The organism is Parabacteroides goldsteinii, assembly GCF_020091425.1.
Classification (GTDB): domain Bacteria; phylum Bacteroidota; class Bacteroidia; order Bacteroidales; family Tannerellaceae; genus Parabacteroides; species Parabacteroides goldsteinii.
The window spans coordinates 555405-567858 of record NZ_CP081906.1 but is presented as its reverse complement, the minus strand read 5'-3'; the positions used below and the strand labels follow the sequence as shown (position 1 = coordinate 567858).

Genomic DNA, 12454 nt, shown 5'->3' with positions numbered 1-12454 from the left:
GTACGGATTTATTCATTAATATGTCATTTTTATCATCTATATATTAAAAAAGAAGAGGCCTCCAACCGGAAGCCTCTTCTTTTTATTAACTTGTTTATTAGAATATTAACCACTAACTCAGGCGAAAATCCTTCAAAACTTTCTGCAACTCCTGGCGGGCAAAGAAGATACGGCTCTTTACCGTTCCCAGTGGTACATTCAATTTGTCAGCGATCTCATTATATTTATAGCCACTTAAAAACATGGAAAAAGGAACTTTCAATTCATCATTCAATCCATTAATGGCTTTTGTGATTTCCTGAATCTGATAAGCTCCGTCCGGAGAATCAAATCCCGAATCATTCACGACGTCCAAATTATACAAATCAACACCCTGATCAACAACGGTTTGCGTACGAACAATCTTATGATAATTGTTTATAAAGATATTACGCATTACGGTCAAGACCCAGCCTTTAAAATTAATATTGTCAACAAACTTTTCCTGATTGTCTAAAACCTTCAGCGTTGTGTCTTGCATCAAATCCTGGGCGTCATCCCGATTTGCGGTGAGCATCAATGCAAAATTCATCATATTTTCTTGCATGCTCAATAATTTTTTCTGAAATTGCAACGCATTCATATTACTTACTATTTATAAAAGGTTAATACCGGTTAAGTATAGCCCCTCACTATTGAGAGACAATACAAATGTAGGAAATATTATTGATACTGGATGACGCTTTGAGGAATATTAATATTAAAAATCGTAACTTAATATATTTATAACAAATTCAGCTGAAAATGAACAGCTTTTACAAGTTTACAACTTGAAGAATTTCAAAATTTACAAGTTGTATGTTACAATTTTCAATTAAGTATAAAAAGTATAGCTAATTAGATAAAATGATGAAAAATTCAGGATTCTTATTATTACTGTTATTTATAGCGATAACAACCTTTAAATCAACAGCTAAAGAACAAAAACTAGTCTATCAAATCGACATAAAGAAAGAGATTGATAATACTACCCGCTTATACCTTCGTAACGGATTGGAAGAAGCGAAATCATTGGGGGCCGATGCCGTTCTTCTTCATATGAACACCTATGGAGGATTGCTCGAAGCAGCGGATTCAATGCGTACCGCAATCTTGTACAACCCTGTTCCCGTCTACGTTTTTATCGATAATAATGCTGCTTCGGCCGGAGCGCTGATATCGATTGCGTGTAAAAAAATCTTTATGAGGAAAGGCGCCAACATCGGTGCCGCGACTGTCGTTAACCAAACCGGAGCCGCTTTGCCTGATAAATATCAATCATACATGCGTTCGATGATTCGATCGACAGCCGAAGCACACGGAAAAGATACGATCATCCAGGGAACGGATACTACATACAGATGGAAAAGGAATCCGCTGATAGCCGAAGCCATGGTGGACGAACGTGTCATTGTTCCGAATCTGATCGACTCGGGCAAAGTGCTCACCTTCACTGCCGACGAGGCACTGGAATGGGGCTATTGCGACGGCATTGCGGAAACACCCGGTGAAGTGATCACAAAGTATCTGGGATACAACGATTATGAACTGAAGACATACGAACCGTCCTGGTATGACGACCTGAAAGGTTTCCTGATGAATCCGATGTTGCAATCGCTTCTTATCATTATTATTATAGGAGGTATCTATTTCGAAATGCAGACGCCGGGACTCGGCTTCCCGTCAGCAGCAGCCATCGTCGCCGCGATTCTTTATTTCGCTCCTTTATATATGGACGGACTGGCACAGAACTGGGAAATACTGGTCTTTATCATCGGACTACTGTTAATTGCAGCGGAGATATTTATCATCCCGGGATTCGGTATAGCGGGCATCAGCGGCATCATCTTTCTGGTTGCCGGATTGACACTCAGCCTGCTGAATAATACGGATTTCAACTTCGAAGCAGTTTCTTCCAAAGAAATCGGAGAAGCGGCATTGACCGTCCTGATCGGATTGGGGCTGGGCTTCGTGCTGATGATCTGGTTATCCAACAAAATCGGGACAAAAGGTATGTTCCGGAAAGTAGCGCTCCACAAAGACCTTGAAGACGCCCACTCCTCCCCTTCATTGACTCCGCTGATCGGGAAGGAAGGAACAGCTTTCACCGTGCTCCGTCCTTCGGGTAAAGTAATGATCGACAACGAACTCTACGATGGTGTATCGGATTCCGGCTTCATTGAAAAAGGGACAAAAGTGAAAGTGGTCCGTTTTGAGAATGCACAGGTATATGTGGAAACCTCCGATCTATAACGCCAGCTTATCGTTGCCGGGCACCCGTTGATAAAAAATACGTTTATCAACGACCACATATTGCAGGGCATCGATCGCCAGCAAATCGCTCAGAATATTTTTGGCCGTGTAATAATTTACATGGCCAATACGACAAAGCTGACCCGCATTGATATAAGGATATTGCTCCAGGTAAGAGAACAGCCGCTCTACCGGCTTACTGATCTTCACCAGTGTCCCGTCTTTCCGGCGCTTCTTCTCCCACGAAAGAACCAAAATCTCATTTGCCAGGATATTCTCGTCGGCTACGCGGATATAGGCTTTATACTTATCCTCTTTATCAGGCGCCAGGTGAGGTTTGTCCGCACTGGGCGCTATATAGATTTCCAAAACGGTTTTCCCGTTTATTTCCCAGCGGGTAGCCTCGAAAGGGACTTCCGGCTGAGTGTACATTTTAGATGCAGCCTCAATCATATAATACTCTTCCTCACTGTGGACACCGGAGATATTCCCGTTGTCTTTCACCCCAATCAGCAACCGACCGCCATCGGTATTGGCAAAAGCAGACAAGGTGCGGGCAATCTTCTTACTGTCGCTCACTTCGAACTTAAAATCGAGTTGTTGATGCTCGCCCTGTTCAATCAATGCTTCTATCGGATGTTTCTTCTTCATTTTGGCTCATTATTTGACCTGCAAAATTAAAATAAATGTCTAACTTTGCCAACCGAAAAAGAGTGAAAGCATGTCACAGATCCCTTCATTAATTTCAGACCTGGCAGTAATACTGATTTCTGCGGGGCTTGTTACTTTGCTTTTCAAGAAATTAAAGCAACCGGTCGTACTTGGCTATATTGTTGCCGGAATTCTGGCAGGACCAGCCATTAAAGAAATCCCTACCGTTACAGACGTAGAAAGTATCCGTATCTGGGCCGACATCGGTGTCGTATTCCTGCTTTTTGCCCTGGGACTGGACTTCAGTTTTAAGAAACTGATGAAAGTCGGAGGCACCGCCGTTATCGGAGCGGTCACCGTCGTTATCGGGATGATGACGTTCGGCTATATCACCGGATTGTCGCTCGGCTGGGGGCACATGAACAGTCTTTTCCTGGGCGGAATGCTTTCCATGTCGTCCACGACAATCATATTCAAGGCTTTCGACGATATGGGACTACGCAACCAACGGTTCGCCGGAGTGGTGTTCGGGATATTGGTGGTGGAAGACTTATTTGCCGTCCTGTTGATGGTTTTGCTTTCCACGCTTGCCGTCAGTAAACATGTCGAAGGGATGGAGTTGCTCGACAGCGTGATAAAACTGGGGGTATTCCTGCTCTTCTGTTTTGTAGTCGGTATTTACCTTATTCCTTCTTTCCTGAAAAGAGCACGGACTTTCCTCAATGACGAAACCCTGCTGATCGTCAGTATCGGCCTATGCCTGGGGATGGTCATGATCGCGACTAAAGCCGGATTTTCTTCTGCACTTGGCGCTTTCGTGATGGGGTCTATCCTTGCTGAGACAATCGATGCGGAACATATAGAACATATCGTAAAACCGGTAAAAGACTTGTTCGGAGCCATTTTCTTCGTTTCTGTCGGCATGCTGATCGACCCGGTATTACTTTGGGAATACAAAATACCGATCCTGATACTGACACTTGTCGTCATGGTCGGACAGATACTTTTTGCCACCTTCGGCGTACTATTATCGGGACAGACTGTCAAAGTCGCCATCCAGTCCGGTTTCTCGCTGGCACAAATCGGTGAGTTCGCCTTTATCATCGCCTCTTTGGGACTGACGCTCAAAGTAACGGATAATTTCCTTTACCCGATCGTTGTGGCCGTATCTGTCATAACAACCTTTTTTACGCCCTATATGATACGTATGGCCGAACCGGCTTATAAAATAGCTGAACGAGTCATCCCGGCAAGCTGGATGAGTTTTCTGGAACGTTATTCTTCTGGCTCCAACACGATCCGGCAGAAAAGTGCCTGGGACAAACTGCTGAAAGCATTGGTGCGTATCGTCGGCACCTATACAGCTGTCACGCTGGTACTGATCTTTATCTGGTTGCAATTCGTCGCTCCGTTCATTATCAATCAGCTACCGGGACTGCAAGGACAAATCATTTCCCTGGTTCTGATCCTTCTCCTAATCTCACCGATGCTGCGTGCCATCATGATGAAAAAGAACCATTCCGTAGAATACCAACAATTGTGGCACGACAGCAAATATAACCGTGGTCCGTTGGTTTCCCTGATTGTGCTCCGTATTATATTATGTATAGGGCTCGTCATGCTGCCGATCGCACGCCTGCTGAACACAGCTGTCGGAATAGGGCTCGCCATCGCAGCCACCGTCATAGCCCTGGTTATCTTCTCTAAGCGGTTGAAGAAGCAGTCGATCCTGATGGAACGCCATTTCTTCACAAACCTGACGGCACGTGAACTGGAGAACGAACGAAACGCTCCCATCAACCAACGGTTCGCCAGCCATCTGCTGGAACGCGACCTTCACCTGGCTGATTTTGAAGTGAAGCAAAACTCTCCCAGTATGGGCAAGACACTCAAAGAACTTAATTTCAGGCAGAAATGTAATGTAAACATCGTTACTATTATCCGGGGAAGCAAACGTATCAACATACCGGGAGGAAACGAACGGCTTTATCCATTTGATAAGCTGGTCGTAGTCGGTGCGGATGACGACCTGGCCCATTTCCGTCAATACATAGAGGAGCGTTATAAAGAATCGCTGAATAACCTCCAGGAGACTAAGGAGGTGAATATGGAACAATTCTTTATCAGTGAAGGCTCCGGACTTATCGGCCGGACCATCCTTGAATCCGGAATACGCGATAACTCCGGCTGCCTGGTGATCGGCATCGAACGAGATGCCCGTTCAATCAAAAACCCGCCTCCAACAACCGTATTCGAGCAGGGAGATATTGTATGGATCGTCGGCGAACATGAAAAAGTGCTTCGTCTCAGCGAAGGTAAAACAGTAAAATAATTAACTAACGAATAAAAACAACCGGAGTATGAAGTTTATAGGAATAATACCGGCAAGATATGCCTCCACCCGCTTCCCGGGGAAACCTTTGGCCGACATGGCCGGCAGGCCCATGATACAGCGTGTGTATGAACAAGTGAAGGATGTACTGGATGCCGTTTGTGTAGCCACCGACGATAGCCGTATCGAAGCTGCCGTGAAAGCATTCGGCGGAAATGTCGTTATGACTTCCGACCAGCACCGGAGTGGCACCGACCGTGTTTACGAAGCCTACACTAAAGTTGGACAAGGATACGATGTCGTTGTCAATATCCAGGGAGACGAACCTTTCATCCATCCGGAACAGATCGAGACGTTAAAAGCATGTTTTACTGATGTCGGCACGCAGATTGCCACACTGGTAAAACCATTCCGTCCGGACGATGACTTCGAAACGACATTATTCAATGCAAACTCACCGAAAGTAGTTCTCAACAAGAATAACGAAGCAATGTATTTCAGCCGTTCCATCATTCCTTATATGCGCGGCAAAAATTACCAGGAATGGTTACCCAACCATACGTATTACAAACATATCGGTTTGTATGCTTACCGGGCCGATACGCTGAAAGAAATCACCCACCTGCCCCAATCACCACTGGAGCTTGCCGAAAGCCTGGAACAACTCAGATGGCTCGAAAACGGCTACAAGATAAAAGTCGGCATCACCCAGCAGGAGACAATCGGTATCGACACGCCTGAAGACATGGAGAAAGCACTTGCTTTTCTCAGCCAACAGCATGGCTGAACGCAGTAAGCGCCAGCAATACCAGTAAAAGTCCGGAAGTGACAGATACAGACCATACACTGATCTGCATATACCGGACTTTCTTAAACTGCGTAGCCACCAACACACAAGCCAGCATGATAGCCGGGAAAAATGCCGGAAGCCATGCCTGTGGATATTGATATGCCTGTTCTTCTGAAAGTGAGTACAGTTCTTTCAGGAATTCAGGCAGCACAGTACCCGTTATCAACAGCAAAGCCCAATACACCCAATGCTTCTCTCCTATTTCCGCCTCGTACAACAGTACAAGGATTACAAAAATAAACAACCGGCTCCCCACCATACAATAAACCGCAAACAACAAAATAAACCCCGTCACCCAGGAGAGCCATTTTACCTTTATCTGTATATAACCACAAAATATATACAAAACAATAACCAAAGAAAGAATAGAATTCAAATGATAATAAGGACTACAATAGGTTCCCCACTCCATAACAACCGGAAACAGAGCATACAAAGGAGCCATATCCCCTACATTGAATTTCCGCAGAATAAATAAAGAAGCCCACCATTCCAGCATCAACACGGCCGTAATCAAAACAGCCCCGCCACCGACAGGAACAAACAAAGACGTAAGTACTTTCGCCATTGAACAAGCCAGCCATGCAGGTTTCCCCCAATAGCCGACCAACACTTCCGGCAAACTCGCAACACTTACCACCTCTTCCTTCAGGAACAAATGATCCGAATCAAAAAACTGGAAAAAGATAACGCATAGCAATGCAAAGAGTCCAGCTACCCTCTTTTGCAAAAGCTTTTCTTTCTTATCCATCAGTGAACTATTTTTATACCTATTAACTCAAAACGTAAAGCCGGTACTTGCTATTCCTACCGGATAAGTCGTCAACGTAAGCATAATCATCAATAGTTGACTTATATATCAATAGTGCAAATATATAAATATTTTAATACAACGCACACCACATTTCTTCAAATTCAAGCGATTGTACAAAATATACAACTTATTGCATAATCCGGACACAAAAAAAGGCGTGCCTGAGTCTTTTCCGGACCGGCACGCCTCTCTTTTATTTATCTTGCAGAAAAAGCTGTTATCTTTTCTTTTTCTGATCCTGTTGTTTCTTCAACTGCTCCTGCTGCATACGCTGCGCTTCTTCCAGGCGTTTCATGAAACCTGATTTCTTCTGAGGCTTCTTCTTGTTGGCTTCCAGCTTAGCCAGCAGCTTATCTTCATTAATCGTATAACGGAACACCAATGTCTGAACAATCGTGATCAGCGTAGAAATGAAGTAATAGTAAGTCAGACCCGATGCATACTGGTTGAAGAATACCAGGAACATCAGCGGCATCATATACATCATCGCCTTCATACCCGGCATCTGTTGCTGTCCGGTATTGGTCATTTCCATATTATACTTGGTATAGATAACGTTGGTGATTGTCATCAGCAGACAAAACAAACTGATGTGGTTACCAAAATACGGAGTAATAATAGGAATGTATTTGTTCCAACTGAAAATAGCATCGTATGTTGACAAATCGTGCGCCCAAAGGAAACTCTGGTGACGCAGTTCGATTGCCGACGGGAAGAACATGAACAAGGCGATCAAAATCGGCATCTGCAACAGCATCGGGATACAACCTGCCATCGGGCTTGCCCCGGCTCGGCTATACAGTTCCATAGTTGCACGCTGGCGTTCCACCGCTTTATCCTGTCCCGGATATTTGGCATTAAGCTCTTCCACCTGTGGACGAAGCACACGCATCTTCGCTGACGACATATATGATTTATATGTCAACGGGAATAAAATCAGTTTCACGATAATCGTCATCAACAGGATGATCAGACCGTAACTCTTGATATATTTACCCAGGAAGTCAAACATCGGAATGACGAAATACTGGTTCACCCAACGGAAGACACTGGCACCCAGCGGAACCAAGCGTTCCAGATCCAACTGCTGGTCCGAAGCAACCCCTTTGTCATACGATTTCAGCAACGGATAGCTGTTCGGTCCGAAGAAATAACGGAAAGTCGTTGCCTCATTGCCTCTCAGGTCAAAAGGAACGGCTGTTGTAGTCTTAAACTCTTTAACGATACCGTCTGCCTCAACCATCTTTGAATCGAAAGTGGCGCTTTCAAAACCTTCATCGGCAATCATCACCGTCGAGAAGAATTTATCTTTATAAGCAATCCATTTCAGACGGCCCGACACCTTCTTGTCTTCGCTCTTGCTTTCGCTCAGCTGCTCCACATCATCGGACAGGAATTTATAATACAAGGCAGTATATCTGTTTTCATATTTGATACCCTGTTCCTGCTGGCGGATTTTCTGACGCCATACCATATCCAAAGCAGTCGTACTCGGAGCCAGGACACCGTTCAGGCCCGTTCCCTTAATATCGAACTGAACCATATAATCGTCCGGCTTGACTGTATAGATAAAGTCCAGTGAACTGCCTTCACCTGTATTCAGTCGCATCACCAACCGGTTCGGGTCCTGTGTTTTCACCGGAGTGAAATACAGGTCGGCTGTGTTCAATACGCGGTTGGTTGCTGTTACCAGGGTAAAGTCAAGCGAAGCCTCTTTTCCTTCAAACAGGATGACCGGCTTATCATCATACGTTGTATAATCCTTCAGGCGGGCATATGAAATACGTCCTCCCTTATTACTGATATGCAGTTCGATCAGATCATTTTCCAAAACAGTTACATCATCTGTACCTGTCATTGCTTCAGCGAATACACCGAAACTGCTCTTCAGCCGGGCATCTCTCGCAGAATCCGGCAAGCTATCAAAAGAATTATCGGCAGTGCTTTTACTGTCTTCGCGTTGCAACTCCGCCTGTTTAGCCAGTTCGATCTGAGCGATCGAGTCCTGATAACGGCGCTGGGCTTCCAACTGCTCAGGCGTCGGTTTGTTAAACCAGCTGAATGCAAATAAAACAATACCAATAAGCAGAAAACCAATTAATGTGTTTTTATCCATCTATAACGTTGTTATTTATTATCAATAGCGGCTTTCACAAAGCTCACGAAAAGTGGGTTCGGATTAACTACCGTACTGTTGTATTCCGGATGGAACTGAACACCAACGAACCATTTCAACGCAGGAATTTCTACCACTTCCACCAGACCGGTTTCCGGGTTCTCGCCTGCACATTTCATGCCGGCTTCTTCAAACTGTTCGCGATACTGGCCATTAAATTCGAAACGGTGGCGGTGACGTTCCTGGATATGTTCTTTTCCATACGCCTCATAGGCTTTGGAACCTTTCTTCAGGATACAGTCGTAAGCTCCCAGACGCATAGAACCTCCCAAATTGGTAATGTTCTTCTGTTCTTCCATCAGGTCGATCACCTTAAACGGCGTATTCGGCTCCATCTCGGTCGAATTGGCATCCGTCATACCCAAAACGTCGCGGGCAAATTCAATCACCATACATTGCATACCCAGACAGATACCGAGGCAAGGCACATCGTTTTCGCGGGCATATTTCAAGGCTGCGAACTTACCTTCGATACCGCGCTGTCCGAATCCCGGAGCAATCAGGATACCATCCATGTCCTTCAACTGTTCAGCCGCATTGGCTTCAGTCAGTTTTTCCGAATGGAACAAATGAAGATCCAGTTTGCGGTCGTTGTAGATAGCAGCCTGCAACAATGATTCGTCGATTGACTTATAAGCATCCTGCAATTCCACATATTTACCAACCAGACCGATCTTAACTGTTTCAGTAGCATCCGTCTTTTTCTTCAGGAACTCTTTCCAGGGTTTCATTTCCGGAGTCGGCCCTACTTCCAGTCCCATCTTTTTCAGGATAGTTACATCCATGTTCTGACGTTGCAATACCAGCGGAACTTCGTAAATAGTAGGAACGTCGACCGACTGCACTACAGCGTCGGCGTCTACGTTACAGAACAAAGCAACCTTGCGGGTAATATCATTGCTCAGCAAATGTTCGGTTCTCAACACCAGTACATCCGGCTGGATACCCAATTCCTGCAACTGTTTTACAGAATGCTGTGTAGGTTTCGTTTTAAATTCTTTCGCAGCTGCGATATAAGGTACATAAGTAAGATGTACACACATACAGTTCTTACCCAGTTCCCATTTCAGCTGGCGAACGCTTTCGATGAAAGGCAGCGATTCGATATCGCCTACTGTTCCACCGATTTCCGTGATCACAAAGTCAAACTTGTACTTCGATCCCAGCAGCTTCACATTTCTCTTGATCTCGTCGGTGATATGAGGAACAACCTGCACAGTCTTGCCCAGATAATCGCCCTTGCGTTCCTTATTTATCACACTCTGATAAATACGACCTGTCGTAATATTGTTCGAGCGTGTAGTCGGAACATTCAGGAAACGTTCATAGTGTCCCAGGTCCAGGTCCGCTTCATGTCCGTCTACGGTTACATAACATTCACCGTGCTCATAAGGGTTCAATGTACCCGGATCAATATTAATGTAGGGGTCAAACTTTTGGATAGTAACCTTGTAGCCTCTCGCCTGAAGGAGTTTACCCAATGATGCAGCAATAATTCCCTTACCTAAAGAAGAGACTACGCCGCCCGTAACGAAGATGTACTTTGTATCTGCCACGATAGTAATATTTTAATTGTCTTTAATTGCTCACTCGCATTTCAAAACTGCAAAGTTAGTCATTTTCATTCAGACAGCAAGTGTCTCGGATATTTTTTCAAAGCACATTCATCCGCATTCCGGTTTCCCTATTAGTTCAGATTGTTATATGATGTGAAAGATTAGTAGATTTCATACTTTTTATCTAATTTCGCACCGTAGATACTTATAGATTGTAAATAAAAAGGAATTATGGTTATCAAGAGATACTTCATTCTATTTTCTATACTTTCATTATTGACAAACCTGGCAAATGCACAGGAAGTGACAACTATTACCGGAACCAATCTTAAAGATACAGTACAGAGTAATGCGGCTGATACTATCCCAATGATTGAAATCGAAGATCCGGACCTGGATAATATCATAAGCCTGCGGGCACAATTCGAGAAACAAAACCAGTCATATTCTGCACCGGTCACACCGAATGAAAATCTGCTTCGCTTCCTGAAAAAAGACGAAGTAGAACTGTCGGACGAAGCCATGTACTGGGCACGTCTGGTGCGCGATGCTTCCACTATCTTCGACGCGAATATGACATTTCAGGATACAGTCATAGCAGACCCGCTGTTTTTACCGCTCATATTCAAAGGGAAACTCCTTCCGAAAGATCTTTCCTTCTACGATGAAGATGCATGGAAAAATAAAATCGATATCCCGCAACCTTTTATTCAGGACACCATATTTAAAGAAGAGGTGTTCAGACAGCAGTTCCACGAGAAAGCACAAAGAAATATAGAAGCCAACCATCCTGAATATTTCCGTTATTCAATGAGGGATCTACCTCAGGACAAAGTAGTTGCCAAAGTGATCAGAAAGCCGACCTACCAACCGGACCTGATCAAGGTAGAAAGCGAAGCAGACTTCAGTGACGTGGATGCACCGGTAAAATTCATTCCCGAAAGACGTTACTGGACGTCACATTTCGAAAGTTCCTTACAGTTTGCTCAGAATTACATCTCTCCGAACTGGCATAAAGGGGGTGTAAGTACGCTGAACCTGACCAACCGCGAACTGTTTACATATAATTATAATAAGGATAAGATAAAGTTCGACAATTCACTGGAAATAAAGAACAACCTGTATACCGCTCCCAAAGATACTTTGCGCGATTACAAAGTCGGAGATGACGTGTTCCGTATCTACAGCAACTTTGGTTATAAGGCATTCAACAAATGGTACTACACACTGGATCTGGACTTCAAAACCCAGCTTTTCAGCAGTTATGCCGAAAACCAGAACGTTAAACTGGCCGGACTGCTCTCCCCTTTCAGTATTAATTTCGGTCTTGGTATGAAATACGACCTGGATAAAACGTTCGCGTCGTCCAAACACAAAAAAGTAACGTTAAGTGCCAACCTTGCACCGTTATCTTATACGTACGTTCGTACATTAGATAAAGACATCGACCTGGGCCGGCATTTCCAGAAGAGAGACGGAGAAGAAGAGTTTCCTTACAAACAAAGCCTCTTCGGTTCTACCGTCAACGCAACTATGACATTCCAGTTCAGCCGGAATATCATCTGGTATTCGCGTTTCTATTACATGACAGATTATAAACGTATCCAAGGAGAGTTCGAAAACCGTCTGAATATGGCAATAAGTCGATTCTTCTCGACTATCATCTCGCTGAACTTACGTTATGATGATGGTATCTCCAAGCATGAAGACTTCGACAGCTACTTACAGATTAACGAGTTGTTGAGCTTTGGCTTTAATTACAAATGGTAAGCAGAACACGATTATTTCTGTAATAAACTTTGTT

At 44.4% G+C, this 12454-nt stretch carries 9 protein-coding genes; 4 read left to right on the top strand and 5 right to left on the bottom strand.

The genetic code is table 11. The annotated features are described in order from the left end of the window. Positions 1-112: 112 nt before the first annotated feature. Positions 113-622 carry an RNA polymerase sigma factor gene (locus K6V26_RS03210; protein ID WP_007657623.1) on the bottom strand — a complete coding sequence of 170 codons (510 nt, stop codon included), beginning with the start codon at positions 620-622 and terminating at the stop codon, positions 113-115. A gap of 263 nt (positions 623-885) precedes the next feature. Here K6V26_RS03210 and K6V26_RS03205 point away from each other — a divergent pair, with 263 nt between their 5' ends. After that, the gene (locus K6V26_RS03205) at positions 886-2271 is read left to right on the top strand and encodes an NfeD family protein (protein WP_195438157.1); all 1386 of its coding nucleotides are present in this window, start codon (positions 886-888) and stop codon (positions 2269-2271) included. On the opposite strand, the gene K6V26_RS03200 is transcribed toward K6V26_RS03205, so the two are convergent. Further along, entirely contained in the window at positions 2266-2922 is a 657-nt protein-coding gene (locus tag K6V26_RS03200; RefSeq protein WP_010800180.1) for an AlbA family DNA-binding domain-containing protein, read from the bottom strand. The genes K6V26_RS03205 and K6V26_RS03200 overlap by 6 nt on opposite strands. 70 nt (positions 2923-2992) lie before the next feature. Here K6V26_RS03200 and K6V26_RS03195 point away from each other — a divergent pair, with 70 nt between their 5' ends. Beyond that, on the top strand, positions 2993-5254 hold the full coding sequence (locus tag K6V26_RS03195) for a cation:proton antiporter domain-containing protein (RefSeq protein ID WP_007657617.1): 2262 nt from the start codon (positions 2993-2995) through the stop codon (positions 5252-5254). 28 nt (positions 5255-5282) lie between these two features. Further along, on the top strand, positions 5283-6041 hold the full coding sequence (gene kdsB, locus K6V26_RS03190; protein WP_007657616.1) for a 3-deoxy-manno-octulosonate cytidylyltransferase: 759 nt from the start codon (positions 5283-5285) through the stop codon (positions 6039-6041). On the opposite strand, the gene K6V26_RS03185 is transcribed toward kdsB, so the two are convergent. The 3 genes from K6V26_RS03185 to K6V26_RS03175 form a co-directional block, all read right to left on the bottom strand. After that, entirely contained in the window at positions 6022-6855 is an 834-nt protein-coding gene (locus K6V26_RS03185; RefSeq protein ID WP_007657615.1) for a DUF6057 family protein, read from the bottom strand. The two genes, kdsB and K6V26_RS03185, sit on opposite strands and share 20 nt — an antisense overlap. A 280-nt stretch (positions 6856-7135) precedes the next feature. Next, positions 7136-9034, bottom strand: coding sequence for a membrane protein insertase YidC (gene yidC / locus K6V26_RS03180; protein ID WP_007657613.1), 1899 nt, complete (start codon positions 9032-9034; stop codon positions 7136-7138). An 11-nt stretch (positions 9035-9045) separates the two neighbouring features. Next, positions 9046-10650: a CTP synthase gene (locus tag K6V26_RS03175; protein WP_224264588.1), complete on the bottom strand. Its 1605-nt coding sequence runs from the start codon at positions 10648-10650 to the stop codon at positions 9046-9048. A 231-nt stretch (positions 10651-10881) separates the two neighbouring features. Between K6V26_RS03175 and K6V26_RS03170 the strand changes: the two genes are divergently transcribed. After that, the gene (locus K6V26_RS03170; RefSeq protein ID WP_224264587.1) at positions 10882-12420 is read left to right on the top strand and encodes a DUF3078 domain-containing protein; all 1539 of its coding nucleotides are present in this window, start codon (positions 10882-10884) and stop codon (positions 12418-12420) included. Positions 12421-12454: the final 34 nt, after the last annotated feature.